The organism is Pseudarthrobacter sp. PH31-O2, assembly GCF_030063265.1.
Taxonomy (GTDB): Bacteria; Actinomycetota; Actinomycetes; order Actinomycetales; family Micrococcaceae; genus Arthrobacter.
Genome location: NZ_JASIST010000002.1, coordinates 399,624 through 424,206 on the forward strand (window position 1 = coordinate 399,624; position 24,583 = coordinate 424,206).

The window sequence follows — 24,583 nt, forward strand, 5'->3', positions numbered from 1 at the left end:
CGCATGGCAACGCACAGCGCCGCACTGCGCCGCCACCACCGTGGCCGGCCCCAGCACAAGACGAAGGAATCGAATGAAATCCCCAGCCCTGCCCGCCCTGGCGGTGGACGGCCTCGGCCTGCAGATCGGCGGTGCGCGCATCCTCCAGCAGGTGAGTTTCGCCGTCGGCGCCGGCGAAATGGTCGGCGTTATCGGCCCCAACGGGGCCGGCAAAACGACCTTGTTTAACCTGATTTCCGGGGTGATGCGGCCGACTGCGGGCACCATCACCCTCAACGGCCGTCAGATCACGGCCGCGCCCGTGCACCGCAGAGCCAGGGCAGGTCTGGGGCGGACCTTCCAGACGTCCAACCTGTTCCCCCGTCTCAGCGTGCTGGAAAACGTCCGGCTCGCCGCGCAGGCGAAACTGGGAGGCAGTTTCAGCGTGCTGCGATTTCCCGCAGCGTCCGACGAAGCGACCCGGATTGCGCGCGGGACCATCGGGGAAGTCGGGCTCACGGGCCAGCTCATGACGGCGGCCGGCGATCTCTCGCACGGCGAGAAGCGCAAGGTGGAGATCGCCGTGCTGCTGGCAACGGATCCCGCCGTCGTCCTCCTGGACGAGCCGATGGCCGGGGTGGCATCGGGGGACGTCCCGGCGCTCACGGCCATCATCCGGGGATTGCACCGGGACCGGGGATGCACCGTGATGATGGTGGAGCACCACATGGACGTGGTCCTGGGCCTGGTAGACCGGGTGGCGGTGATGCACCATGGCAGCTTGCTCGCCCTGGACAGTCCGGAGGCCGTGATGTCCGACGCGACAGTGCAAAGTGCCTATCTTGGAGAACCCGTATGAGCACTGCAGCGGACCCCCGCCCGATTCTTTGCCTTCAGGGCCTCAGCGCCCACATCGCCGGGCAGCAGGTCGTGGAGGACGTTTCGTTCATCGTCCCGGCCACCGGCATCACCGCCCTGCTGGGGCGCAACGGTGTGGGGAAAACCAGCACCATCAAGGCCATCATTGGCCTGATCGACCGAACCGGGGTCGTTGAGCTCGACGGTGTACGGATCGAGAAGGAACCAACGTTCAAGATTGTCCGCAGCGGGGTGGGCTACGTTCCCGAGGACCGCGAAGTCTTTGCCAAACTCACCGTGGCAGAAAACCTCCGGCTTGCCGAGCGGGACGCCGCACCCCGGCGCCAGCTCGTCGAGGAGCTCTTCCCGGACCTGTTGGCCCGGTCCGCGCAAATGGCAGGAACCCTCTCCGGCGGCCAGCAGCAAATGGTCTCACTGGCGCGCGCGCTGCTGAATACCAACAAGATCCTGCTGGTGGATGAACCCACCAAGGGCCTGGCTCCGAAAATTGTCTCGGAGGTTGCCGAGACGCTCGCCGAAGCCGCCAGGACCGTGCCCATCCTGCTGGTCGAGCAGAACCTGCACGTCGTCCGCCAACTCGCCGAGGGTGCCGTCGTCCTCTCCGGCGGCAGGGTGGTCCACACCGGCCGGGCCCTGGAATTCCTCGACGACGCCGAGCTAACCCAGCGCCTCCTGGGGGTCTCTGCTGAGGGCCCCGCGCGGGACCATACCGTGAGGGGGACCGCCCTGTGAGTACCGTTGTCCTCTTGCTCTTCACCGGCCTGGGCCTGGGTGCCCTGTACTTCCTCGTGGCCGCCGGACTGTCTCTGATTTATGGGCTGATGGGAGTGCTCAACTTCGCGCACGGGGCCTTCCTTACCCTTGGAGCCTTCGCCGGCTGGGAAATCGCCCGGCGGACCGGCTCCGATAGCTGGGGAACATTCCTGCTTTCGCTCCTGGCCGGCGCGGCTGCCGCTGCCGCCTTCGCCGCTTTCACCGAGTTTGTCCTGATCCGCAGGCTCTACCAGCGGCACATCGAGCAGGTCCTCATTACGGTGGGCCTGTCCCTCGCGGCCGTCGCCCTCTTTGACGGAATCTGGGGCACCGATCCGGTGTTCATCCAGGGACCTGCGTGGTTCAAGGAAACCACCGAGGTCCTCGGCGCCAGGGTACCCAACGATCGCTTTGTCTGCATCGTCGCCGCCGTCCTGGTGCTGCTGGCCATGGTGTTCTTCCTGAAAAACACCCGCTACGGCATGATCATCCGCGCCGGCGTCGAGAACCGTTCCATGGTGACGGCCCTTGGCATCGATGTCCGGAAGGCCTTTACCCTCGTCTTTACGATCGGCGGAGCCGCGGCGGGACTCGGCGGGGTCCTGGCCTCGCACTACTTTGGCTACGTCTCACCGATGCTGGGCGGCTCGCTGCTGATCTTCGCATTCATCGTCACAGTGATCGGCGGACTGGGTTCGCTGACCGGCGCAGCCATCGCCGCCGTCGCTGTCGCCGTCCTGCAACAGTTCGCCAACTTTTATCTCGGCGGCACCGGCGACTTCGTTGTGGTGCTCGCCCTGGCGTTGGTCCTGCTGTTCCGTCCATCCGGCCTGCTCGGGAGAACCTCATGACTACTGATACTGACGCCGCCGGCACCAACGCCGGAAACATCCAGAGCACTGGCAACAGCACCCGCGAGCACGCTGGCGGCGCCCTCCGGGCAACCCCCGGCGGCGGCCGGGGACTCCCAACCCGCCGAAGGATCGCCGGCCTAGCCGCCGGGGCCGCCGGGATCGTGTTCCTGTTCCTGCTGCCGCTGCTCAATCTGTCCCTGCCGGGAGTGTTGCCCGGGCCGACGTACACGCCCGGTTCCCTGCAGTTGCTCGCGATGTGTATGTTGATGGCTGCCGCAGCCCTGACTTACCATTTGCTGCTCGGTGTCGCCGGACTGTTGTCCTTTGGCCATGCGTTGTATTTCGGGGCCGGCGTCTACGGCCTGGCGATCATCCTGCAGAACCTGGACATCCCGCTGGTGCCTGCAATGGGACTGACCCTGCTGATTGTCATTGTGTTGGCCCATGTGGTGGGCAGCATCAGCTTGCGGGTCAACGGCATTCCGTTCGCCATGGTCACGCTCGCGTTCGCCCAGGCCGGCTCGGTCATAGTAGGACGCAACCCGGACGGCACCACCGGCGGAGATGAAGGCCTGACGCTGCGCACCGACAACCTGCCGGACTTCCTTGTCGGTGTGGTCAATACACGCAACCTCTACTGGCTGGCCCTGGTGGTACTGGTGGCTGTCTTCGCCGTGGTGACCTGGGTACAGTCCTCCCGCGCCGGGCACGTCGCCGCCGCAGTGCGCGAGAACGAGCTCCGCGTCCGCGTCCTGGGCCTGCAGCCGTACCTCGTCAAGCTGCTCATCTTTGTGGTCTCCGCCGTCCTGGTCAGCATCATCGGTATGGTGTTCCTGCTGCTCCAGAGCGGCGCCGTGCCGCGGGCCATGTCCGCGGACCTGACCATCACGTTGTTGGTGATGGTGGTCCTGGGCGGCGTCGGTTCACGCTGGGGTGCCGTGGTCGGTGGAGTCTTCTACACCATCCTGGACCAGCGCCTCACGACGCTGGCAAACTCCGATGCAATCAATGCCTTGCCGGACATCCTTCGGGTACCGCTGTCGGAACCCCTGTTCATCCTGGGCACCTTGTTTATCCTCGTGGTGCTGTTCCTGCCAGGCGGCTTGACGGGCACCGCACAGCGGCTGGCCGGCCGCCGCCGCAACCGGAGCGGGGGGCCCGGCAAGGGAAATGAAGGTGCCGGGCCCCCCGGCACGGGCCGCCAACAGAGAGCGGCGTCCCGCGAGATCCTGGAGGAATCCGCATGATACCCGTCGACGGGCTGCACACCCTGGGCCGCTGGACCACTGACCGCAGCCTTTCCACCCCCCTGCGGATCGCCGTTGACGACCGCGGCTGCACGCTGAGCTACGGCGAACTGGAGCGTCGGGCTGCCGGACTCGCCGCTGCCTTGAAGGTCGCCGGCTACGTCACCGGGGACCGGGTCGCGACCCTGACGGGCAATAGCTCAGACCACGTTGTGGTGTTTTTCGCCTGCGCCAAGGCGGGCCTGGTCCTCGTCCCGCTGTCCTGGCGGCTCTCAGCCAGGGAGCTTGCCGCGCAGCTGGAGCTCGCCGAACCGCAGCTGCTGCTTGTCGAGGACGAACTGGACTCCCTCGCCGCGGGGGCCTGCACCTTGTTGGCACACCGGCCGCGGACCGCCGCGCTGGGCCCCGGCGGCATTGAAAAGTCGGTGCCACCACCGTCCCGGCCGCTGATTGTGTCCGGTCCGGGCGCCGGCGGGCCCGGGATCAACCGGGAAGTGCGCGACGACGATCCCCTCCTGATGGTCTTCACGTCCGGAACCGAGGGCGCCAGCAAGGCCGCCGTGCTGACCCACGCCAACTGCTTCTGGACCAATCTGTCCCTGTCCCGAACGCTGGATCTTGGCAGCACCGACGTCGTGCTGGCCGTGCTGCCGCAGTTCCACGTGGGGGGCTGGAACATCCAGCCCCTACTGGCCTGGTGGACGGGGGCAACCGTGGTTCTCGAACGCGGCTTCGAACCTGGCAGGGTCCTGCAGCTGATCACGGAGCGGCGCGTGACCATGCTCATGGGTGTCCCTACCCAGTACCTGATGCTCGCCGAGCACCCGGACTTCGCGTCCGCCGGGTTGGCCAGCCTCCGGCACGCCGTGGTGGGCGGGGCACCCATGCCGGCACCGCTGCTGCGGATCTGGCACCGCAGAGGAGTGGCCCTGAGCCAGGGCTACGGACTCACGGAAGCGTCACCGAATGTCCTTTGCCTTGCCAACGAGGACGCCGCCCGGATGGTGGGGTCATCGGGCAAACCGTACCCGCATGTCGCCGTCGCCGTGGCCGACCCGGTGACGGGGGACATCCTGGACGGCGCCGCCACCGGCGAACTCCTGGTGGGCGGCCCCGGGGTCTTTGCCGGCTACTTCCGCGACCCGGCCGCTACTGCGGCCGTCCTGGCTGGCGGCTGGCTTCGCACCGGTGACCTCGTGGAGCGCGACGCCGAGGGATATATCAAAGTCGTGGACCGACTCAAGGACATCTACATTTCAGGGGGCGAAAACGTGGCCCCGGCTGAGGTCGAGGCGGTACTGCTGGACCATCCGGCAGTGGCGCAGGCCGCCGTCGTTGGCGTCGACGACGAGCGCTGGGGCGAAACCGGTGTGGCTTTTGTAGTGATCCGCCCCGGCCTTGCCACGGATGATCAGGACCTCCTTGAGCACTGCGCTGCCCGGCTGGCCCACTTCAAAGTTCCGGCACGGATCGTCACTGTTGCCGCATTGCCCCGCACTGCCTTGAACAAGGTGCTGCGCGGCCGGCTGCGGCAGCAGCTGGGCGGGGACGGGCCGGCGGCACAACCGGACAACAGGGGCGCCTTCCTGCCCGCGGACGGGAGTCAACGATGAGCGCCGCGCCGCGCACCGCGAGGGGTACCCGCACCCGGGCCAAACTGCTGCAGGCTGCCGAAACGGTCTTCGCTTCGGTGGGCTACCACGAGGCCTCTATTGTAAAAATCACCGAGGAGGCAGGCGTCGGACTCGGCACGTTCTACCTCTACTTCGAGGGCAAACAAGCCATTTTCGATGAGGTCGTTGAGGACCTGAACCGGCGGGTACGGCACGCCATGGCGGAGGCCGCCGGATCCGCCGGCACCCGTCTCGCAGCCGAACGCGCCGGGTTCCGGGCCTTCTTCAAATTCACCGCAGAACATCCCGCGCTGTACCGCATCATCCGGCAGGCCGAGTTCGTCTCGCCCGGGGCGCTGCGCCTGCACTACACCCGGATCGTCAATGGCTACATCGAAGGGCTTAAAGCCGCGCAGCTCAGCGGCGAAGTCCGGGACATGGACCCCACGGTCGCGGCGTGGGCCCTCATGGGCATCGGCGAACTTATCGGCATGCGCTGGGTGTTGTGGGACGAGGAAGGCACCGAGCCGGCGCACGGTGCCCGGCCTGATGTCCCGGAGGAAGTCTTTGAGCAAATGATGCAGTTCATCGAACGTGCCCTCGCACCGACACCGGGCCCAACTCCCGGCCCCGCCACCAGACCGATACAGGCTCCGGAAAGGACAGTCCCATGAACGAGGCCACTGCTGACCCCGGCTACCGGACCATCGAGGTTGCGGTCCGTGGCGGAACCCTGCACACCGCCCTCTGGGGACCCGCGGACCCTGCTGCCCCGACCATCCTTGCGGTGCACGGTGTTACGGCGTCCCACAAGGCCTGGCTGGCGTTGTCCCGGGCGCTGCCGGACGTCAGGATCATTGCCCCGGACCTGCGGGGCCGGGGCCGGAGCAACGGGCTGCCTGCTCCCTACGGGATGCCGTCCCACGCAGGGGACCTCGCGGCCGTGCTGACCGCACTGAGCACCGGGCCCGTGGTGGTTGTTGGCCATTCGATGGGAGGGTTCGCCGCCGTGGTGATGGCGAACCTGTTTCCGGCGCTGGTGCGGTCCCTGGTGCTGGTCGACGGCGGGCTGCCGCTCCAGGTGCCGGCGCAGCTCAGCGACGAAGAAATCGTCGCTGCGGTGCTGGGTCCGGCGGCCGAGCGCTTGAACGCAGCCTTCCCCAGCAAGGAGGCCTATCGCGGCTTTTGGCGGCAGCATCCGGCCTTCAGTGCGGACTGGAACCCGCTCGTGGAGGAATACGTCGATTACGACCTCATCGGCGAGGCACCGCAGCTCCGGCCGGCCACCCGGTACCAGGCGATGGCGGACGACACCGCCGAACTGCACCGGGGCGCTTCACTGCTAAAGGCCCTGGCTGAGCTCGCGGTCGAAACCATTGCGTTGCGGGCCCCGCGGGGGTTGCTCAATGAAGCCGGCGGCCTTTACGCGCCCGGCTACCTGAATACCTGGGCGGACAAGCTGCCTTCCCTGTCCATCCGCGAAGTCCCCGACGTTAACCACTACACGATTATTATGGGCGGGGCCGGCGCAGCCGCCGTCGCGGACACTGTGCGTGCGGCGCTGGCGGCTCCTTAGCCGCCGGCGAAGGGCGGCAACACATCAACGACGTCGTCCGGCTGCAGCACTACCGCACGGTTCCGCACCGCCACCTCGTTGCGCAGGAAGCTGCTTCGTGACAGTAAACGCGCCAGCGGCGGGGTCCCGGCCGGGGGTTCCGGGCGTTCGACGGCGAGGATCGTATCAAGCAACGCGGCGAGCGTGGCGTCCGCGGGCAGGTCGAAGAGTTCACTGTCGACGCCGGCGGCAGCGCGCGCGGCAGCGAAGTAACGTACATTCACAGGTGGTTCAGCCTCCGATGGCGCTCATGCTGCGGTCCGGCTGGACGAAGTCCGGGGCGTCCAGCCCGACGTGGTCCATCCCGTGGGCCTTGGGCTTGATCCACATGGCATCCTGCCAGCGCTCGGCGAGTTGTTCGTCGCTGGCGCCCTGGCGGAGCAGGTCCAGCAGATCCACTTCCTCACGGGAAAACAGGCAGCTCATAATCTTGCCCTCCGCTGTGATGCGGGTGCGGCGGCAGTCCGCGCAAAACGGCTCGGTCACGGAGGCGATGATCCCGACGGTTCCGAGTACGGGGCCGGTCGCCTCGGCGGTGCCGGGAACCCGCGCCCGGACTTCGAAGCGTTCCGCGGGGGCGCCGTCGCGGTCCCGCGGATCGGCGCTGAGGACGTAATCGACGGAGAGCAAATCGCGGATTTCCGCGGCCGTGATCATGTTCCTGCGGGTCCAGCCGTGGTCCGCGTCGAGCGGCATTTGCTCGATGAAACGCAGTTCGTAGCCGCGGTCCAGGGCCCATGCCAGCAGCGCGGGGGACTCGGCGTCGTTGATGCCGCGCATCAGCACTGCATTGAGTTTTACGGGACCCAGGCCAGCGGCCCAGGCGGCGTCCACGCCGGCCAGGACCTTGTTCAGGACGGGGCGCCGGGTCAGTTGGGTAAACGTTTCTTCATGCAGCGAATCCAGTGAGACGTTGATCCGGGACAGCCCCGCCGCCTTCAGCCCGGCGGCTTTTTTGTCCAGCCCGACGGCGTTTGTGGTCATCGAGATGGGAAGGTCCGGGTGTGCCTGCCGGAGGGCTGAAATGATATCCAGCAGGTCCGCCCGGACCAGCGGTTCGCCGCCGGTGAGCCGCAGTTCACGCACCCCCAGCATGTCGACGCCGATCCTGACGATCCGGACAATCTCCGCCGCGGACATCACTGCCTGCTTGGAGAGCCACTGAAGGCCCTCGGCCGGCATGCAGTAGGTGCAGCGCAGATTGCACTTGTCCGTCAGGGAGAGCCGCATATCGGTGGCACGGCGGCCGTAGCGGTCGAGGAGGCCCGCGGGCATTCCGGCCGGGCGTGCGGTGGGCTGCGTCGCAGAAATTCCCTCGCCGGATGCGTCATCCGCGCGGGGCTGGGGCATGCCTAGCTGAACACTCATAGGATCAGGCTACGCCAACTCGACGCCGGCAACACTCCGGTCCGGTCCGGATTCCGCTGCCGGCGTTCCGCCGCCCGTTCCGTGGTCCGTACCGTCGGCCACCCGGCGCTGCCGCGCGGCACAAAACCTATGATGGAGGGGTGAACACGACCCCTAACCGTCAACCAGCGGCGCCTGCGCCCACCCCGGGCCCCGGCGGGCGGACCGAGGTGCCGGCTGTCCCCGGGCCGCGAAGTCCGGCCCGGCACACGGGCGGCTGGGCTGCAGCGGCCGGAATCACGGCCGTCGGAACGGGCCTTGCCCTGGGGGAGCTCACGGCCGGATTCGTGAGCCCTTCCCTTTCCCCGGTGACAGCTGTGGGCGGGGCCGTGATCGATGCTGTCCCGCCGGTGGTCAAGGATTGGGCCGTTTCGCTCTTCGGGACGGCGGACAAAGTAGCCCTGCTCGGTGGCATGGCGCTGCTGATCGCCGGACTGGCAGCCCTGTCCGGAGTCGTCGAAGCGCGCCGGCGCTTCGCCGGGGTTGCCCTGATTGCCGTCTTCGGCGCAGTGGGGCTGGTGGCAGTACTTGGCCGGGCCGAACTGACGTTGAACGCGGTCCCGGTCCCGCTGCTCGCCGCCATCGTGGGGATGATTGCGCTGCGGTGGCTGGTCCGGCGGCTGGGCGAATGGCACAGCCGTGCCCTACTGGCGCCCGCGGATTCCGCCCCGGGCACCACCGCCCCGGGCACCGCCGCCCCGGTTAGCGCCGCCTCGGGCACCGCCGCACCGGTTAGCGGCGCCCCGGCGCCCGCTCCGGCCCGGCGTCGATTCTTCCAGGCGCTCGGCGGAACGGCCGCTGCCGCCCTCATCGCGGGGGTGCTGGCTTCAACGATCCGCGGGGCAGCCGCAGCCGTGAGTGAACTGCGCAGCAAGCTGGTGCTTCCCGGACCGTCGGCACCGGCCCCGCCGGTCCCGGCCGGCGCCGAACTCGGGCTGGAGGGCGCGGTGCCGCTGGTGACGCCGAACAAGGACTTTTACCGGATTGACACCGCGTTGCGCGTCCCGGTGGTGAACCCGGAGCAGTGGACCCTCAAAGTCACCGGCCTGGTGGAGCAGGAGATCTCCCTGGACTTTGCCGCCCTGCTGGCTAAACCGCTGACCGAACGGCATATCACCATCGCCTGTGTCTCCAATGAGGTGGGCGGGGACCTGATTGGCAACGCCCGATGGCTCGGCTGGCCGGTCAGGGAACTACTGGCACTGGCCCGCCCGAAGGACGGCGCGGACATGGTGCTGTCCCGCAGTGCGGACGGCTGGACGGCCGGCACCCCGCTGGAGGCGCTGACGGATGACCGTGACGCACTCCTGGCGGTTGGTATGAACGGCGACCCGCTGCCGCTCGAGCACGGCTTCCCGGTCCGAATGATCGTCCCGGGCCTTTACGGCTACGTTTCGGCGACCAAGTGGGTCACAGAGCTTAAGGTGACGCGCTTCGCGGACGACGCCGGATACTGGACGCCCCGCGGCTGGAGTGAGCGAGGGCCGGTCAAAACCTCCTCCCGGATCGACGTGCCGCGGCAGGCCCGCTCGGTCCAGGCCGGGACGGTGGCCTTCGGCGGCGTCGCGTGGGCCCAGCACACCGGGATTGGCCGGGTCGAGCTCAGGGTCAACCGCGGCACGTGGCAGCCGGCGCAGCTGGCCCCCGGGATCTCCCGCGACACTTGGTACCAGTGGAAACTCGAACTGCAGCTGAGCCCCGGCCAGTACGAGGTCCAGGTCCGCGCCACGGACCTCAACGGCGTCGCGCAGGTGGAAGAGCGCGCGCCCGTGGTGCCCAGCGGTGCTACCGGCTTTCACACGGTTAGAGTTGATGTGAAGTCCTAGCGGGCCGGGCCAAACACGCCAGGGCCACGGAGCCGGGCCGGCGACTCAAGTCAATGGCCCACGACGAGGGGTCACGAACGAATGCACAGCACCCAGGCACGGCACGTCACCGTGGCAGCGCACCGCGAATCGGTCCGCCGGCTGCTGGCCCCGCTCCGCACCCCGGACCGGATCGAGATGCTCCCGCTCCTGGCGGCACTGGGCCGCGGACTCGCTGCGGACGTCGTGGCTCCGCTGGACCTGCCGCCATTTGCGAATTCGCAGATGGACGGCTTTGCCATCCGGAGTGCTGATGTGCCCGACGGCGGCACCGAACTGACCGTTGTGGCCCCCGTCGCGGCCGGCGCGGCGCCCCCTGAACTGGCTGCCGGGACTGCCGCGCCGATCATGACCGGAGCCATGCTGCCAGCCGGCGCCGACGCCGTCGTCCCGATCGAGCAGGCGGACCCCGCGGCTTTCCCGCTCCCGGGAGTGCCGGCCACGGTCCGCCTTCCCGCCGCCCCGGCACGAAACTTCGTCCGTGACGCCGGCAGCGACATCCGCACCGGTGAGCTGGCCCTCACCGCCGGAACGTGCCTCGGACCCGGTCAGCTGGGGCTGCTGGCAGCGCTGGGATACACCGAGGTAGCCGTCTACCAAGCCCTGCGGGTCCTCCTGGTCACCACCGGGGACGAGGTTGTGGAGCCGGGACGGCCGCTGGGCGCCGGCAAGATCTACGACTCCAACGCCACCTTGCTCGAGGCATCCATGCGCCAGGCAGGCCTCGACGTCACCCGGACCGGGGTTTCGACCGACCGCCCGGAGGAGCTCGCCGCCCTGCTGGGCCGGCACCTGGCGGACATTGACCTGATTGTTACTACCGGAGGCGTCAGCAAGGGCGCGTATGAAGTGGTCCGGCAGGCGATGGAGGGTCATCGCGTCGACTTCTTCGGCGTCGCGATGCAGCCCGGCGGCCCGCAGGGAATCGGAACCTTCGAAGGAGTGCCCGTGCTGGGCTTCCCGGGGAACCCGGTGAGCTGCCTCGTTTCCTTCGAAATGTTCCTGCGGCCGGCGCTCGGGGACCTCTTCGGTTCGCCCGCCCCGCGGCCGGCGGTCACGGCCCGCCTGGCCGGGGCGCTCACGTCACCGGCAGGCAAACACCAGGTGCGGCGCGGCACGGTCCTTCCCGACGGCACCGTCAGGCTTGAAGGCGGGTCCGGTTCGCACCTCGTCAGTGCGCTGGCGCACTCCAACGCCCTGATCCAGGTCCCGGAAGGAACCGGTGCGCTCGCCGAGGGTGCCGAGGTGGAAGTATGGATGCTGTGAACGCAGAAGAGCCCGTAACTGAAAATCCAATCCTGACCCACCTCCGGCCGGACGGGACGGCCCAGATGGTGGATGTTTCGCACAAGGCCGAGACCACCCGCGAGGCCACTGCCACCGCCACCGTCCGCAGCACGGCCGAGGTCCTGGCTCTTCTGGGCGCGGGCGAACTGCCCAAAGGCGATGCCCTCGCCGTCGCCCGGGTAGCGGGCATTATGGCCGCCAAGAAAACCCCGGAGCTGATCCCGCTCTGCCACCCGCTGCCGATCGCCAAGGTCACCGTCGACTTTGAGCTCGGCGCCGACTCGGTCACAGTGTTTGCCACGGTTAAGACCCGCGGGGTCACCGGCGTCGAGATGGAAGCGCTGACAGCGGCGGCGGTGGCCGGCCTCAGTGTGTACGACATGATCAAGGCAGTGGACAAACACGCGGTGTTGACGGAGATCAAAGTGCTGGCCAAAAGCGGCGGCAAGAGCGGGGACTGGAGACTGTGAGCATGCCTGAACCACACCGCCACGGTGAAGCGAGCGGGCGTAAGGCCGGCGTTGTTATTGCTTCGACCCGGGCCGCGGCCGGGGTCTACGAGGACCTGACCGGGCCCGTCATCATCGATTGGCTAACCGAACACGGCTTTGAACCCTACCCGGCCCTCGTCGTCCCGGACGGAGACGCGGTGGGCGGTGCCCTGCGCGCGCTCCTGAGCCAGGCTCCGGCCGTTATCATCACCAGCGGCGGCACCGGGCTGAGCCCCACCGACGCTACCCCGGAACAGACCCTGCCACTGCTGGACCGGGAGATCCCGGGCATCATGGAAGGCATCCGCAGCGCCGGATCCGCCAAGACCCCGACGGCGATGCTCAGCCGGGGCCACGCAGGCGCGGCCGGCCAGACCTTCATTATTAATCTCCCCGGTTCCCCCAAGGGCGTGATGGACGGCCTCAGCGTGCTCGATCCGATCCTGGGACACCTTTGCGACCAGCTGGAGGGTGGCCATGGGCACTGAGCCACGTTTCGAAGTCATCAACGCGGTGCTTAGCGCCGACGCCATCTCGGTGGACCAGGCCATCGCCGCCGTCGAGTCCGACACCGCAGGTGCAGTGGTCAGCTTCAGCGGCGTGGTCAGGAACCACGACGGCGGCAAACCCGTCCAGCGCCTGAGCTACAGCGCCCACCCGACAGCGCACCAGGTGATGGCCGACGTCGTTGCCGCGCTTGTCGCCGAACAGTCGGCCGCCGGACATCCCGGCAGTTCCGCGGACGTGCCTGCCAATCCTGTCCGGATCTGGGCGGCACACCGGATCGGGATGTTGGAGATCGGCGACCCCGCGCTGGTCTGTGCCGTCGCTGCCGCGCACCGCGGCCAGGCTTTCGCGGTCTGCTCGGAACTTGTGGACCGGATCAAGGCCCAGGTCCCGATCTGGAAGGAACAGTTCTTTGCCGACGGCACGGTCGAGTGGGTCGGCGCCGGGGAATAGGCCCGGCTGCCCGGCGGTAGGGTTGATGGCATGACCGAACAACTCGCAGTCGCCGTGCTGGGCGCGAACGGGCGCATGGGCGCCGAGGCGGTGCGGGCCATCGAGGCCGCCGCGGACCTGAAGCTTGTCGCCGCGCTGGGCCGGAACGATCCCCTGGAGACCCTCAGCGACGCCGGAGCCCGGATCGTGGTGGACCTGACGGTCCCCGCAAGCACGGAAGCGAACGTCACCTACGCCGTCGAACACGGCATCCACGCCGTGGTGGGGACAACCGGCTGGGACGCGGCGCGACTGGCCCGGCTCGAGCAGCTCCTCGCCGGCCGGTCCGGTGTCGGTGTCCTGATCGCACCGAACTTCGCGCTCGGCTCGGTCCTCGCCTCCGCGTTTGCGGCCAAGGCCTCGCGCTACTTCGAATCCGTCGAAATCGTCGAACTGCACCACCCGGACAAGGTGGATGCCCCGTCCGGAACCGCCGTGCGCACCGCGCAGCTGATCTCCGCCGAGCGTGCAGCCGCAGGCCTGCCTGCCAGCCCCGACGCCACCACCACCGGCCTGCCCGGCGCGCGCGGCTGCGACGTCGACGGAGTCCGCGTCCACAGTGTCCGGCTCCGGGGCCTCGTGGCGCATCAGGAAGTCCTGCTGGGCGGGCCGGGTGAGCAGCTGACCTTCCGGCACGATTCCTTCGACCGGTCCTCTTTTATGCCCGGTGTGCTGCTGGGTGTGCGCAGCGTTGCCGCGAATCCGGGCCTCACCGTGGGCCTCGACGGCTACCTGGACCTGGGGCTCTGAGCGCTATGGCCAATGTCCTCACGCTCGTCAAAGCCAACCGCACCAAGATCTGGGTGGGTGCCGTGACGCTCCTGCTGGTCTTCTACCTGGTGGTGTCCTTCCAGCGCTCGGTGTTGCTGATGACGGATGCCAACCCGATGGCCAAGGCGATTGGGGTGGCCTACCTGGTCCTGCCGGTTATCGGAGCCTGGGCCCTTGCCCGGGAGCTGCTCTTCGGCGCCCGGACCGAACGGTTGGCGAAAATCCTCGAGGCCGAGGGTGGCCTGCCGGAAGACAACCTGCCGCGCACCCCGGCGGGGCGGATCATCCGCGATGCGGCGGACCGTGAATTCGAAAAGTACCGCGCCGAAACGGAGGCTGCGCCGGCAGACTGGCGCTCGTGGTTCCGGCTCAGTTGCGCCTATGACGCCGCGGGAGACCGGAAACGGGCGCGCTCCTCGATGCGCGACGCTCTCCGGCTGTATCGCGGCGGCAACGGCAACGGCAACGGCAGGGCCTGAGGCCCGGTCAGCGGAGGCGGGCCGGCTGGAAGCGGCCGAGCTGGTTGGCGGCATGAGCCACCCACTCCAGCGGACCCCGCCATGCCAGGGCCGCGACGATTCCGCCAATAACCAGGGCTGCCCCGGCCTGCGCCCAGTACACACCCTCGACCGTCCACCCCGCCGGTAGGGTCTGGCCGTACAACGCGGCCATCACGCACAGGTGGGCCGTGTAGAGACTCAGCGTCATGGCACCGGCACCCCGCAACGCAAGCAGCAGATCCGCCCCGGTGCGCACGACCAGCCGGCCTAGCAACAGGCAGACTCCGACGACGGCGGCCGCCACCCCCGAGGTGTGCAGGAGATCCAGGGTGCTGCCCGAATGGGGTGCGCTGGAGGCGAGCCACCAGGCGGAGCCGGTTTGGTCCACGCCGGCCAGGTTGACCTGCAGGAGGCTCTCCAGCGGATAGGACGGATTCAGCAGGGACGCCTGCAGCGCCGCCCGGCCGCCCCAGTCCTCCATCAGCACCACGCCGAGCCACTTGGCTGCGACCGCCACCAGGGTTCCGGCTGCCAGCAGCAGGACTGGGACCAACGCCGTGGTCAGCGCCAGGCGGCCGATCGCGAGTCCGATCAGCAGGTAGGTGATCCACTGCAGCACCGGATAATAGCCGGTGAAAAAAAGGTCCCCCAACAGCACGGCGGGGGTGGATAAGTCCCCCCACTCCGGGTTGTGGCCCAGCTGCAGCCGAGGCGTCGCGGTGAGCAGCCACGGCCGCAACAGGAAAGCGAGCGCCGGGGTCACGAGCACCCAGCCGGCGGCAAGAACCAGCAGGCGTCTGACGTCCAGGCCGAGGAACGGCAGCACGCACAGGAACAGCACGGCGTAGTGGACCAGGATGATGGCAATATTAACCTCCAGTCCGCCGATGGAGAGCCCGACGGCGGCGACCACCAAGGCGCGCAGGGCGATTCCCCGCCGAGCCGCCGACAGTTGCGGACCCTGGAAGGGATGCTGTTTACCGGTTGAGAGGGCGAGCCCGATCCCCGCAAGGACCGCGAACAGGGCAGAGGCGCGCCCGGAAAACACCAAGCCCACCCAGGTGGGTGTGAGTTGGGCATCGGCTTCGAAGATGGGAAGAATGTGGGTGGCCATCATGCCCAGGAGAGCCAGTCCGCGGGCGGCATCAATGCCTGAGAGGCGGGTTCCGGAATTACCGCCGGCACCCCTGGAACTGTTCCTGCCCCTGCCCCTGCCCCTGCCCCTGCCACGTGCCGTCCCGGGTGTGGAAGCCATTCCGCGCGGCGTCATGCTTTGATCGTCTCATACTGCCGGTGCGGGGCCGGTCGAAAAGCCGCGCGGCCGGGGAGCCCTTGAATTCGAATATATGTTCGAATAGCATGGGGGCATGAACAACACTCCAGAGTCCGCAGCCCCGGGATCCACCCGAGCAGGTCAGTGCGGCCCGGACGCGGCGTCCGGGGTCCTCAAAGCGATGAGTCCCGGCGTCGTGGATTTCCTCTTCCGGCAATTGATCGCCGGCGAATCGGCAGAGGATGTCCAGTGGCACCGGGAAGGCACCGCCCTCGCCGCGCAGGCCCCGGGGGCGGAACTAGCCCGCCGGCTGGCCGAGACCGACCTCGAATCCCTCACCCCGGCGGAGCTATTCCACTATGTCCGGGCGGCCCAGCGCCTCGCGGTGTGGGCCGAGTCCCTGCGGGAAAGTGCGGTCGGCCGCTACTGCGCCACCCCGCCGGGCGGTGCTGGCACGGCCGCCTGAGAGTCCTTTGCCGCCGCAGCCGCGGCGTCTCCGGCCGGTTCCCGCACGGGTTTTGGGGCCGGCTTTGATCTTCATCACGTCGCGGCCATTGTCATATCATGCCGGGGACAGGGTAACGTTTTTCGTATGGCTGACTCTCGCGCTCGTTCTCGTATGTTCGGATCCCTCGTAACCGCCATGGTCACGCCTTTCACTTCCGCCGGCGAGGTCGACTACGAGCTGAACGCGGAACTGGCCAACAAGCTCGTCGATGACGGCCACGATGCGCTGGTCATCTCCGGCACAACGGGGGAGACCTCGACACTGGAAGACGACGAGAAGGAAAAGCTCTTCCGGGTTATCGTCGAGGCCGTAGGGGACCGCGCCAAGGTCATCGCCGGAACCGGCACCAACCACACCTCGCATTCGATCGAGATGGCCAAGCGCGCCGCCAAGGCCGGAGCCCACGGCCAGCTGATCGTCACCCCGTACTACAACAAGCCAAGCCAGGCCGGCATCCAGGCCCACATCGAAGCCGTCGCCAACGCCGCCGATCTTCCGGTGATGGTCTATGACATCCCGGGCCGCGCGTGCGTCCCGATCCTTCCGGAAACCATGATCCGGCTCGCGGACCACCCCAACATCGTTGCGCTCAAGGACGCCAAGGCCGACTTTGCCGCCGTCACCCGGGTCCTCGCGAACACCGACCTTGACGTCTATTCCGGCGATGACGGGCTCACGCTGCCCTGGATGGCAGCCGGAGCTGCCGGACTCGTCAGTGTCACCGCGCACGTCGCAACGCGGCAGTTCCGCGCCATGATCGATGCCGCACTTGCGGGCGACTTCGCCGCCGCCCGCACCACACATTTCGAACTGGACCCTGTGGTCCGTGCAGTGATGACCCATATCCAGGGTGCTGTTGCTGCGAAGCAAGTTCTTAAGTGGCAGGGAGTCCTGCCCAACTCGGTTGTCCGTTTGCCCCTCGTGGAGCCGGACGAAGCTGAGATCGAATCCATCCGCGAGGACTTGGCGGAAGCCGGAATGCTCTTTTCCTGATCAGGTGTTTGTTTCTGATAAGTAAAGACCACGCCGGTAACCGCCTGGAAAGTAGTGCATTATGACCCAAACCGCCCTTCCCGGCCTTGTTACGCCGCCGAAACTGCTCAAGGACACCCTGCGGATCGTTCCGCTCGGCGGCCTCGGGGAGATTGGCCGCAACATGACCGTCTTCGAAATCGACGGCAAGCTGCTGATTGTCGACTGCGGCGTCCTCTTCCCTGAGGAAACCCAGCCCGGCGTGGACCTGATCCTGCCCGATTTCTCCTACATCCGGAACCGCGTCGATGACATCGTTGCCGTCGTCCTGACCCACGGCCACGAGGACCACATTGGCGCTGTTCCCTACCTGCTGCGGCTGCGGGCAGACATTCCCCTGGTGGGATCCCAGCTGACCCTGGCGCTCATCGAGGCGAAGCTGCAGGAGCACCGGATCAAGCCGGTCACCCAGACCGTCGTCGAGGGCCAGGTCCAGAAATTCGGGCCGTTCGAATGTGAATTCGTGGCCGTCAACCACTCGATCCCTGACGCCCTTGCCGTGTTCCTGCGCACGCCCGGCGGAACCGTGCTGCACACCGGCGACTTCAAGATGGACCAGCTGCCGCTGGACGGCCGCATCACCGATCTCCGCCACTTCGCCAAACTGGGCGAAGAAGGTGTGGACCTGTTTATGTCGGACTCCACCAATGCCGACGTGCCCGGCTTCACCACCGCCGAAAAGGAAATCGGCCCGACCCTGGACCGGCTCTTCGGCCAGGCGTCCAAGCGCCTGATTGTCGCGTCGTTCTCCTCGCATGTGCACCGCGTCCAGCAGGTCCTGGACGCCGCCGCCAACCACAACCGCAAGGTTGCCTTCGTCGGCCGCTCCATGGTCCGCAACATGGCCATCGCCGAGAAGCTCGGCTACCTCGACGTGCCGCCGGGCATCCTCGTCGACATCAAGAACATCGACAACCTGCCGGACAACCGTGTGGTGCTGATGTCCACCGGTTCCCAGGGCGAGCCGATGGCGGCCCTGTCCCGCATGGCCAACGGTGACCACCGCGTCGTCGTCGGCCAGGGCGATACGGTCATCCTCGCCTCCAGCCTCATCCCGGGCAACGAGAACGCCGTCTTCCGCATCATCAACGGCCTGCTGAAGCTCGGCGCCGACGTTATCCACAAGGGCAACGCCAAGGTGCACGTCTCCGGCCACGCCGCGGCCGGCGAGCTGCTGTACTGCTACAACATCCTCGAGCCGCTCAACGCGATGCCGGTGCACGGTGAGACCCGGCACCTGATCGCCAACGGCAAGATTGCCCTGGACTCCGGTGTCCCGGAAGAGAGCATCCTTCTCGCGGACAACGGAACGGTCATCGATCTCCGCGACCACCAGGCCGACATCGTCGGCCAGGTCGAAGTCGGCTTCGTCTACGTCGACGGCTCCAGCGTCGGGGAAGTCACGGAATCTGACCTCAAGGACCGTCAGACACTCGGCGATGAAGGATTTATTTCCATCATCACCGTGATCCACCGCGCCACCGGCAAGGTCGTCTCCGGACCCGAGATCCACGCCCGCGGCGTGGCCGAGGACGACTCGGTCTTTGACGAGATCATCCCCAAGATCAACGCCGCCTTGGAAGAGGCCGTGCTCAACCGCTCGGACCACACCACGCACCAGCTGCAGCAGGTCGTCCGCCGCGTGGTTGGCACCTGGGTCAACCGCAAGCTGCGCCGCAAGCCCCTGATCATCCCGGTGGTCCTGGAGGCCTAAGCGCCGGAATTACCTAACGACGGCCTTCCCGGCCTGCCGCTGGCTAGCGCTTGCGGCGGACCGGGAGGGCCGTTGTGCGTTTCCGGCCGGCAACATGGACCCCTTGAAGGCCCGGAAATCCGCGGTTTTCGGCCCGAAGTCGGGTACCGTAACGGGTATGGCGACACGTACTTCCTCCGCGCCTAGAGGAAACCCCAGCGGTAAATCAGGCAGCTCTTCGACCCGGGGCTCCGGTTCGGCTGCGTCCAAAACCAGCAAGCCCTCCGGTTCAACTGGCGCCTCGCGCACCCGCCAGCTGGCCGTCCTCGAACCCAAACAGCCCTGGCCGGTCCGGGTTGCAGCCGGCGCCTGGCTGGGTGTTGCCCACGTTGTGGGAGCGGGTATCCGCCGGATCGGCTACGACGTCAGCGACCTCGACCCCGGGGACCGCCGCGATGGCGCAGCCCTGTTCAACCTCGCACTCGGGGTCTTCGTCGCCACCTTTGCCTGGTGGGGTTTTCAGGGCTGGTTCCCGGACATGGTGTACGGAATCGTCAACGGCACCTTCGGCTGGATGTCGCTGCTGCTGCCGCTGATGCTTGTGGTCTGCGCCTTTCGGCTGTTCCGCCAGCCCGTCGACGGCCGCGGCAACAACCGGATCGGGATCGGTTTCCTGATCATGGCCTTCGCCGGTTCCGGCCTGGCCCACGTCATTGGCGGGCAGCCTACCGTTGCTGAAGGCTTCGACGGACTGCGCCGAGCCGGCGGAATGCTCGGCTACCTTGCCGCGGCCCCGCTTGCCGCCATCCACCCCGCCGTTCCGCTGGCCGTCTACAGCGTGCTTGCTTTTACGTCCCTGCTGATTGTCACCGCCACGCCGTTCGGCGCCATTCCGGGCCGGTTGCACGCCGCGTACGAGCACCTTATGGGCATCGACCTGCAAGATCAGTACACCGACGACGGCAACACCGGCGGCGACAGCCCCGGCGGCCGCCACGACCGCAGCTACCTGGAGGAAAACAGCGCCCCGGCGCAGCCGAAAAAGAAGCGCCGCCGTCTTTTCGGCAAGGACCACGAGGACGAGTCCGGGCTCGAAGGCTACGTCGGCGACGAAGCGTTCGAGCGGGCACTCGTGGCGGACGAGGAAGCCGAAGCCGCCCGGGCCGCGAAGGGCTCCAAATCCGTCGCCCCCGGGGTGCGCCGCCCCACCCAGGCGGAGCTTGCCATCGAAAAGATCAAGGCAGCCCAGGGTTTGGGGAGCGCCCCGGCCACTGTTGCAGGAGCGGCGGGGGAAAACGCCACCGAGGCGATCCCGCTGGTCACGCCGGGGATGGTCGCCGCAGGATCGCTGAATCCCGCAGCCCCGGCCCCCGGCGCCGCAGCCCTGGGCGCCGCATCAAAGGTCCCCGCGAATCCGGTTGCCCTGGCACCGCTGCCCACCCCCATCCCGCAGCGTACGGAGCAGCTGTCGCTTGCCGGCGACGTTACGTACACGCTGCCGCCGTCGGACGTCCTGACCCCCGGCTCCATCCCGAAGGAGCGCACGGAAGCCAACGACGCGATTGTCGCTTCGTTGACGGAAACCCTGAACCAGTTCAACGTGGACGCCCAGGTCACCGGCTTCAGCCGCGGCCCCACGGTAACCCGCTACGAGATTGAACTGTCCCCGGGCACCAAAGTGGAGCGCGTCACGGCGCTCTCCAAAAACATCTCCTACGCCGTTGCGAGCTCCGATGTGCGCATCCTGAGCCCCATCCCGGGCAAGTCGGCGATCGGCATTGAGATCCCCAACACGGACCGCGAGACGGTGTCCCTCGGTGACGTGCTCCGCAGCCAAAACGCGCGGCGCACGGAGCACCCGATGGTCATGGGAGTCGGCAAGGACGTCGAGGGCGGCTACGTTGTGGCCAACCTTGCCAAGATGCCGCACCTGCTGGTCGCCGGGGCCACCGGTGCCGGCAAGTCCTCGTTTGTGAACTCGATGATCACCTCCATCCTGATGCGTGCCACGCCCGACGAAGTCCGGATGGTTATGGTGGACCCCAAACGGGTGGAGCTCACCGCCTACGAAGGTGTCCCGCACCTCATCACTCCAATCATCACCAACCCCAAAAAGGCCGCCGAGGCCCTGCAGTGGGTGGTCCGCGAAATGGACGCCCGCTACGACGACCTCGCCAACTACGGCTTCAAACACATCGACGATTTCAACAAGGCCGTCCGTGCGGGGAAAGTCCACCCGCCCGAGGGCTCCAAACGGGTCATCCGGCCCTACCCCTACCTGTTGATCATCGTGGACGAGCTCGCCGACCTGATGATGGTCGCCCCGCGCGACGTCGAGGATTCGATTGTCCGCATCACCCAGCTGGCCCGTGCTGCCGGCATCCACTTGGTGCTCGCCACCCAGCGGCCCTCCGTGGACGTCGTAACCGGCCTGATCAAGGCCAATGTGCCGTCCCGGATGGCATTTGCCACGTCCTCGGTCACCGATTCCCGGGTGGTGCTGGACCAGCCGGGCGCCGAGAAACTGATCGGCCAGGGCGACGCCCTGTTCCTGCCGATGGGTGCGTCCAAGGCCATGCGTGTCCAGGGTGCCTGGGTCACCGAGTCCGAAATCCACAAGGTGGTCGAGCACGTCAAGGGCCAGCTCAAGGCCGTATACCGCGATGACGTGGCCCCGGAAGCGCCGAAGAAACAGATCGACGACGACATCGGGGACGACCTTGAGGTGCTGCTGCAGGCCACCGAGCTGGTGGTCACTACCCAGTTCGGTTCCACCTCGATGCTGCAGCGCAAGCTGCGCGTCGGCTTCGCGAAGGCCGGCCGGCTGATGGACCTGCTCGAATCCCGCGGTGTGGTGGGCCCCTCCGAGGGTTCCAAGGCCCGCGACGTCCTGGTCAAGCCCGATGACCTCGCCACTGTCCTGGCTGCCATGAAGGGCATGGAGGTGCCGGCCACGGCCGATTCGCAGACGGCAGCGCTGAGCGAGAACGCCAACGCGAACATCGCCCAGGGCGGCTACGCGGAGGACCTCGTCGCCGCCGACCTGGACCGTCGTACGCCGGCCACGGAGTACTACGACGGCGCCGACGGTGGCTCCGGTGGTGGCCCGACCGAGGACGACGGCGGTTCCGAGGACGCCTGGTCGCTCACCGGACGGTAGCCTAGGAACGTGACTAGCGCCGAAGCAAACAGCACCGGATCCGCTTCCGGGATCTGGAATCTGCCCAACATCCTGACGATGCTGCGGATAGTGATGGTGCCGTTTTTCGTCTGGTTCCTGTTGCTCGATGCCCCCGGGCTCGTCGCCCAGAACGGCGTCTGGCGCTGGATCGCCGGGGCGACTTTCGCCGTTGCGATCTACACTGACAAGCTCGACGGTGACATTGCCCGCAGTCGCGGCCTGATCACCGACTTTGGCAAGATCGCCGACCCGATCGCGGACAAACTGCTGATCGGCTCGGCGCTTGTGATGCTCTCTCTGCTGCAGGAGCTGCCGTGGTGGGTCACCATCCTGATCCTGGTCCGGGAATGGGGCATCACCGCCCTGCGCTTCGTTGTTATCCGCTACGGCGTGATTCCGGCCTCGCGCGGCGGGAAACTCAAGACCGTCACCCAGACGGCGGCGATCTTCCTCTACATCCTTCCCCTGGCCCCGATCGTGCCGTGGCTTGGCGTTGTGGCCTTTGTGGTTATGATGGCGGCCCTCGCGATCACCGTTTGGACCGGCGGAGAATATGTCATCGAGGCCCTGAAGCTGCGCGCCAGCGGCATCCGGGCGCAGCAACAAAAGAAGCTGGAGGGAAGGTCATGAGCAGTCTCCACCCTACGATCAACCTGCATCGGCTGGCCGAAGAGGCCGTCGCCGGAGCGATCGGCCGCGGACTGACCGTCGCCACGGCCGAATCCCTCACCGCCGGCATGGTCGCCGCGATGCTGGCCGACACGCCCGGTGCCTCCGGCATGCTCCAAGGCGGTGTGGTGTCCTACCAGAACACCGTAAAAGCCGACGTCCTGGGGGTATCCCGGGAACTGCTCGGGACCGTCGGAGCCGTCGACGGCCGGGTTGCCGAAGCCATGGCGGCGGGGGCACGCAGAATCTGCGGAGCCGACGTCGGGATCTCCACTACCGGGGTTGCCGGCCCCGAGCCGCACGGCGGCAAGGACGTGGGTTCCGTTTTTATCGGCGTCGCCACGGCGGAGGGTGCGACGTCGTACGCCTACAGCTTCGAGGGCAACCGGCCGGAAATCCGCGGCCAGGCCTGTGCCGCCGCGCTGGAACGGCTCCTTGAGATACTGGCGAGCGAAGGCGACCGGGCGTAAAGTTGCCGGGAACAAATCTGCAATGCGAATAGTTGTTACATTATGTCGCTTCCGTAGATAGGAGGCGCCTAGGATGAAAGCATCATCAGTGTCCGCTGTGACCGGCGGGCTCGACATAAAGAGGGAGCAAGGCGATACAGATGGTAAAGCAGCCCGTATCCGTTAACGGCGTTGTCCGCTGGAAGGATGTGGGCCTCGCCGATCAGGCTAAGAGCGAACAGAAGGAGCGCAAAATGGTTGTACTTCGTCACGAAATCGGTGATGTTCTGCGCGATGTCCGCCAACGCCAAGGCCGTACCCTCCGCGAAGTCTCGCACAGTGCCCGAGTTTCCTTGGGCTACCTGAGTGAAGTGGAACGTGGCCAGAAGGAAGCCTCCTCGGAGCTGCTCTCCTCGATCTGCTCGGCCCTGGATGTTCCGCTCTCCGGTATGCTCCGCGAAGTCAGTGACCGCGTTGCCGTCGCCGAGGGTGTTGCGGTTCCGGACACCGTCCCGCAGGAGTTCGCCCAGCGCTACGGCCGTGACCTGGACCGCGAGCTTAACTCCGAGCTCAACGATGAATTGGCCAAGGGCCTTCTCTCCGGGGCACGCTAGCCCCGACTGGAACCACTCGACAAAGGACCCCGGCGGTGTGCCGGGGTCCTTTGCGTGTCCGGTGCGGGTGGAACGAGGCAGCTACTGCAGTTCGTCGCGGGGAAAACCGTCACGCTCGTAGGTCGCGTTGAGCTTTGCAATGTAGCGTGAAAGGGTCTGCAGTTCTTCCGGCGGCCACTCGCCAAGCCGTTCGCGGAACACTTCGCGCCGGGCGTCCTGCACCTCATGCATCCTTTCCTCACCCACCGGCGTCAGCCGGATCATCTGGGCGCGGCCGTCGAGCGGATCGGCTTCCTTGGAGACCAGGCCGAGGCGTTCGAGGAAGGCGACCTGCCGGCTCACAGAGGGCTTTCCGACACCGAGGCTGGAGGCAAGTTCGGTCAGCCGCATGGAACCCTGGCGGCGGATCACAATCAGCAGTCCGTAGGCGGCCGGCTCCATGTCGGGGTGGACCTGGCGCGAGAGGTGGTGCGAGATGGACCGCGCGCGGCGCCAGAGCAGGCTCAATTGGTGCTCGACGTCGGTCAGCGCCGCGTCGGTGGAGTTATCGGTGACGCCGGGGAACCCAGGGCCTGCGGCGGGAATGCTCATGGCCACCATTCTAGAGTCCCCGGGGCACCGTGAGAGACTCTAGGGGTGCGAATCAGTGACTTTTGGCGCCTCATGGACGACGAATTCGGGGCCGGGTACTCCCGTGTCCTTGGCAGCTCCCTCGTTTTGGCCGGTGTCGGCGGCCGGACCGCCGACCAGGCCCTGGGCGCAGGCGTGGCCCCCCGGCAGGTATGGCTGGCGCTGTGCGAGGTCCAGGATGTGCCGCCCGAGCGGCGGCTGGGCCGGGACGTCAAACCCCGCTGACGCAGACCCCGTGCGGCCGAACGAAGGGTCCGGCCCTGCGGCCACGCCG

Annotated in this window: 26 protein-coding genes; 22 read left to right on the forward strand and 4 right to left on the reverse strand. The window is 67.3% G+C overall.

Translation table 11 applies throughout. The features are described 5' to 3' along the window. Nucleotides 1–73: 73 nt before the first annotated feature. From QMG72_RS05680 to QMG72_RS05710, 7 genes are read left to right on the forward strand one after another with little or no spacing between them, the layout of a single operon-like run. Nucleotides 74–838 carry an ABC transporter ATP-binding protein gene (locus tag QMG72_RS05680; protein ID WP_253033233.1) on the forward strand — a complete coding sequence of 255 codons (765 nt, stop codon included), beginning with the start codon at nucleotides 74–76 and terminating at the stop codon, nucleotides 836–838. Next, the gene (locus QMG72_RS05685; protein ID WP_283479957.1) at nucleotides 835–1,590 is read left to right on the forward strand and encodes an ABC transporter ATP-binding protein; all 756 of its coding nucleotides are present in this window, start codon (nucleotides 835–837) and stop codon (nucleotides 1,588–1,590) included. The genes QMG72_RS05680 and QMG72_RS05685 overlap by 4 nt, the downstream gene beginning before the upstream one ends. Then, nucleotides 1,587–2,462: a branched-chain amino acid ABC transporter permease gene (locus QMG72_RS05690; protein WP_226774204.1), complete on the forward strand. Its 876-nt coding sequence runs from the start codon at nucleotides 1,587–1,589 to the stop codon at nucleotides 2,460–2,462. The genes QMG72_RS05685 and QMG72_RS05690 overlap by 4 nt, the downstream gene beginning before the upstream one ends. After that, nucleotides 2,459–3,712 (forward strand): branched-chain amino acid ABC transporter permease, encoded by a 1,254-nt coding sequence (locus tag QMG72_RS05695; protein ID WP_283479958.1) that lies wholly within the window; start codon nucleotides 2,459–2,461, stop codon nucleotides 3,710–3,712. Before QMG72_RS05690 ends, QMG72_RS05695 begins: the two co-directional genes overlap by 4 nt. Beyond that, on the forward strand, nucleotides 3,709–5,325 hold the full coding sequence (locus tag QMG72_RS05700; RefSeq protein ID WP_226774202.1) for a class I adenylate-forming enzyme family protein: 1,617 nt from the start codon (nucleotides 3,709–3,711) through the stop codon (nucleotides 5,323–5,325). Before QMG72_RS05695 ends, QMG72_RS05700 begins: the two co-directional genes overlap by 4 nt. Then, complete coding sequence (locus tag QMG72_RS05705) at nucleotides 5,322–5,999, forward strand: TetR/AcrR family transcriptional regulator (protein WP_253033231.1); 678 nt, start codon at nucleotides 5,322–5,324, stop codon at nucleotides 5,997–5,999. The genes QMG72_RS05700 and QMG72_RS05705 overlap by 4 nt, the downstream gene beginning before the upstream one ends. Further along, on the forward strand, nucleotides 5,996–6,901 hold the full coding sequence (locus QMG72_RS05710) for an alpha/beta hydrolase (RefSeq protein WP_283479960.1): 906 nt from the start codon (nucleotides 5,996–5,998) through the stop codon (nucleotides 6,899–6,901). Before QMG72_RS05705 ends, QMG72_RS05710 begins: the two co-directional genes overlap by 4 nt. On the opposite strand, the gene QMG72_RS05715 is transcribed toward QMG72_RS05710, so the two are convergent. Further along, a complete protein-coding gene (locus QMG72_RS05715) occupies nucleotides 6,898–7,164 on the reverse strand; it encodes a MoaD/ThiS family protein (protein WP_283479961.1) in 267 nt (88 codons plus the stop codon). The genes QMG72_RS05710 and QMG72_RS05715 overlap by 4 nt on opposite strands. 7 nt (nucleotides 7,165–7,171) lie before the next feature. Then, nucleotides 7,172–8,308: a GTP 3',8-cyclase MoaA gene (gene moaA, locus QMG72_RS05720; RefSeq protein WP_226774198.1), complete on the reverse strand. Its 1,137-nt coding sequence runs from the start codon at nucleotides 8,306–8,308 to the stop codon at nucleotides 7,172–7,174. A 209-nt stretch (nucleotides 8,309–8,517) separates the two neighbouring features. On the opposite strand from moaA, the gene QMG72_RS05725 reads away from it, so the two are divergent. The 7 genes from QMG72_RS05725 (at nucleotide 8,518) to QMG72_RS05755 (ending at nucleotide 14,239) form a co-directional block, all read left to right on the forward strand. Then, a complete protein-coding gene (locus QMG72_RS05725; protein ID WP_283480004.1) occupies nucleotides 8,518–10,173 on the forward strand; it encodes a molybdopterin-dependent oxidoreductase in 1,656 nt (551 codons plus the stop codon). Between the two features lie 81 nt (nucleotides 10,174–10,254). Then, nucleotides 10,255–11,478 carry a molybdopterin molybdotransferase MoeA gene (locus QMG72_RS05730; protein WP_283479963.1) on the forward strand — a complete coding sequence of 408 codons (1,224 nt, stop codon included), beginning with the start codon at nucleotides 10,255–10,257 and terminating at the stop codon, nucleotides 11,476–11,478. Beyond that, the gene (moaC, locus tag QMG72_RS05735; RefSeq protein ID WP_253033229.1) at nucleotides 11,466–11,969 is read left to right on the forward strand and encodes a cyclic pyranopterin monophosphate synthase MoaC; all 504 of its coding nucleotides are present in this window, start codon (nucleotides 11,466–11,468) and stop codon (nucleotides 11,967–11,969) included. Before QMG72_RS05730 ends, moaC begins: the two co-directional genes overlap by 13 nt. A gap of 2 nt (nucleotides 11,970–11,971) precedes the next feature. Continuing rightward, nucleotides 11,972–12,478, forward strand: coding sequence for a MogA/MoaB family molybdenum cofactor biosynthesis protein (locus QMG72_RS05740; protein ID WP_253033228.1), 507 nt, complete (start codon nucleotides 11,972–11,974; stop codon nucleotides 12,476–12,478). Then, complete coding sequence (locus tag QMG72_RS05745) at nucleotides 12,468–12,950, forward strand: molybdenum cofactor biosynthesis protein MoaE (RefSeq protein ID WP_253033227.1); 483 nt, start codon at nucleotides 12,468–12,470, stop codon at nucleotides 12,948–12,950. The genes QMG72_RS05740 and QMG72_RS05745 overlap by 11 nt, the downstream gene beginning before the upstream one ends. Nucleotides 12,951–12,980: 30 nt before the next feature. After that, nucleotides 12,981–13,739: a 4-hydroxy-tetrahydrodipicolinate reductase gene (gene dapB, locus QMG72_RS05750; protein ID WP_283479964.1), complete on the forward strand. Its 759-nt coding sequence runs from the start codon at nucleotides 12,981–12,983 to the stop codon at nucleotides 13,737–13,739. Between the two features lie 5 nt (nucleotides 13,740–13,744). After that, entirely contained in the window at nucleotides 13,745–14,239 is a 495-nt protein-coding gene (locus QMG72_RS05755; protein ID WP_283479965.1) for a hypothetical protein, read from the forward strand. 7 nt (nucleotides 14,240–14,246) lie between these two features. On the opposite strand, the gene QMG72_RS05760 is transcribed toward QMG72_RS05755, so the two are convergent. After that, complete coding sequence (locus tag QMG72_RS05760; protein ID WP_283479966.1) at nucleotides 14,247–15,515, reverse strand: heparan-alpha-glucosaminide N-acetyltransferase domain-containing protein; 1,269 nt, start codon at nucleotides 15,513–15,515, stop codon at nucleotides 14,247–14,249. A gap of 112 nt (nucleotides 15,516–15,627) precedes the next feature. Between QMG72_RS05760 and QMG72_RS05765 the strand changes: the two genes are divergently transcribed. The 7 genes from QMG72_RS05765 to QMG72_RS05795 all read left to right on the forward strand — a co-directional run bounded on the left by QMG72_RS05765 (nucleotide 15,628) and on the right by QMG72_RS05795 (nucleotide 23,679). Then, nucleotides 15,628–15,999, forward strand: a complete 372-nt coding sequence (locus QMG72_RS05765; protein ID WP_226774377.1) for a hypothetical protein — start codon at nucleotides 15,628–15,630, stop codon at nucleotides 15,997–15,999. Nucleotides 16,000–16,125: 126 nt separating this feature from the next. Then, nucleotides 16,126–17,034, forward strand: a complete 909-nt coding sequence (gene dapA, locus QMG72_RS05770; protein WP_283479967.1) for a 4-hydroxy-tetrahydrodipicolinate synthase — start codon at nucleotides 16,126–16,128, stop codon at nucleotides 17,032–17,034. A gap of 61 nt (nucleotides 17,035–17,095) precedes the next feature. Next, nucleotides 17,096–18,787 (forward strand): ribonuclease J, encoded by a 1,692-nt coding sequence (locus tag QMG72_RS05775; RefSeq protein WP_226774375.1) that lies wholly within the window; start codon nucleotides 17,096–17,098, stop codon nucleotides 18,785–18,787. A 157-nt stretch (nucleotides 18,788–18,944) separates the two neighbouring features. Beyond that, nucleotides 18,945–21,926, forward strand: coding sequence for an FtsK/SpoIIIE family DNA translocase (locus tag QMG72_RS05780; protein WP_283479970.1), 2,982 nt, complete (start codon nucleotides 18,945–18,947; stop codon nucleotides 21,924–21,926). A gap of 9 nt (nucleotides 21,927–21,935) precedes the next feature. Further along, a complete protein-coding gene (pgsA, locus tag QMG72_RS05785) occupies nucleotides 21,936–22,577 on the forward strand; it encodes a CDP-diacylglycerol--glycerol-3-phosphate 3-phosphatidyltransferase (RefSeq protein ID WP_253033222.1) in 642 nt (213 codons plus the stop codon). Then, on the forward strand, nucleotides 22,574–23,086 hold the full coding sequence (locus QMG72_RS05790) for a CinA family protein (RefSeq protein WP_283479972.1): 513 nt from the start codon (nucleotides 22,574–22,576) through the stop codon (nucleotides 23,084–23,086). Before pgsA ends, QMG72_RS05790 begins: the two co-directional genes overlap by 4 nt. A gap of 140 nt (nucleotides 23,087–23,226) precedes the next feature. Beyond that, a complete protein-coding gene (locus QMG72_RS05795) occupies nucleotides 23,227–23,679 on the forward strand; it encodes a helix-turn-helix domain-containing protein (protein ID WP_226774371.1) in 453 nt (150 codons plus the stop codon). A gap of 81 nt (nucleotides 23,680–23,760) precedes the next feature. Here QMG72_RS05795 and QMG72_RS05800 read toward each other — a convergent pair whose 3' ends face one another. Then, nucleotides 23,761–24,270, reverse strand: a complete 510-nt coding sequence (locus QMG72_RS05800) for a MarR family winged helix-turn-helix transcriptional regulator (protein WP_253033220.1) — start codon at nucleotides 24,268–24,270, stop codon at nucleotides 23,761–23,763. 45 nt (nucleotides 24,271–24,315) lie between these two features. On the opposite strand from QMG72_RS05800, the gene QMG72_RS05805 reads away from it, so the two are divergent. After that, nucleotides 24,316–24,534 (forward strand): DUF3046 domain-containing protein, encoded by a 219-nt coding sequence (locus QMG72_RS05805; protein WP_283479975.1) that lies wholly within the window; start codon nucleotides 24,316–24,318, stop codon nucleotides 24,532–24,534. The last annotated feature ends 49 nt before the right edge of the window (nucleotides 24,535–24,583 follow it).

Coding starts and splice junctions, on each gene's coding strand:
- QMG72_RS05680 (WP_253033233.1), top strand. CDS start 74: ATGAAATCCCCAGCCCTGCCCGCCCTGGCGGTGGACGGCCTCGGCCTG.
- QMG72_RS05685 (WP_283479957.1), top strand. CDS start 835: ATGAGCACTGCAGCGGACCCCCGCCCGATTCTTTGCCTTCAGGGCCTC.
- QMG72_RS05695 (WP_283479958.1), top strand. CDS start 2,459: ATGACTACTGATACTGACGCCGCCGGCACCAACGCCGGAAACATCCAG.
- QMG72_RS05700 (WP_226774202.1), top strand. CDS start 3,709: ATGATACCCGTCGACGGGCTGCACACCCTGGGCCGCTGGACCACTGAC.
- QMG72_RS05705 (WP_253033231.1), top strand. CDS start 5,322: ATGAGCGCCGCGCCGCGCACCGCGAGGGGTACCCGCACCCGGGCCAAA.
- QMG72_RS05710 (WP_283479960.1), top strand. CDS start 5,996: ATGAACGAGGCCACTGCTGACCCCGGCTACCGGACCATCGAGGTTGCG.
- moaA (WP_226774198.1), bottom strand. CDS start 8,308: ATGAGTGTTCAGCTAGGCATGCCCCAGCCCCGCGCGGATGACGCATCC.
- QMG72_RS05730 (WP_283479963.1), top strand. CDS start 10,255: ATGCACAGCACCCAGGCACGGCACGTCACCGTGGCAGCGCACCGCGAA.
- moaC (WP_253033229.1), top strand. CDS start 11,466: ATGGATGCTGTGAACGCAGAAGAGCCCGTAACTGAAAATCCAATCCTG.
- QMG72_RS05740 (WP_253033228.1), top strand. CDS start 11,972: ATGCCTGAACCACACCGCCACGGTGAAGCGAGCGGGCGTAAGGCCGGC.
- QMG72_RS05745 (WP_253033227.1), top strand. CDS start 12,468: ATGGGCACTGAGCCACGTTTCGAAGTCATCAACGCGGTGCTTAGCGCC.
- dapB (WP_283479964.1), top strand. CDS start 12,981: ATGACCGAACAACTCGCAGTCGCCGTGCTGGGCGCGAACGGGCGCATG.
- QMG72_RS05755 (WP_283479965.1), top strand. CDS start 13,745: ATGGCCAATGTCCTCACGCTCGTCAAAGCCAACCGCACCAAGATCTGG.
- QMG72_RS05760 (WP_283479966.1), bottom strand. CDS start 15,515: ATGGCTTCCACACCCGGGACGGCACGTGGCAGGGGCAGGGGCAGGGGC.
- QMG72_RS05765 (WP_226774377.1), top strand. CDS start 15,628: ATGAACAACACTCCAGAGTCCGCAGCCCCGGGATCCACCCGAGCAGGT.
- dapA (WP_283479967.1), top strand. CDS start 16,126: ATGGCTGACTCTCGCGCTCGTTCTCGTATGTTCGGATCCCTCGTAACC.
- QMG72_RS05775 (WP_226774375.1), top strand. CDS start 17,096: ATGACCCAAACCGCCCTTCCCGGCCTTGTTACGCCGCCGAAACTGCTC.
- QMG72_RS05780 (WP_283479970.1), top strand. CDS start 18,945: ATGGCGACACGTACTTCCTCCGCGCCTAGAGGAAACCCCAGCGGTAAA.
- QMG72_RS05790 (WP_283479972.1), top strand. CDS start 22,574: ATGAGCAGTCTCCACCCTACGATCAACCTGCATCGGCTGGCCGAAGAG.
- QMG72_RS05795 (WP_226774371.1), top strand. CDS start 23,227: ATGGTAAAGCAGCCCGTATCCGTTAACGGCGTTGTCCGCTGGAAGGAT.
- QMG72_RS05800 (WP_253033220.1), bottom strand. CDS start 24,270: ATGAGCATTCCCGCCGCAGGCCCTGGGTTCCCCGGCGTCACCGATAAC.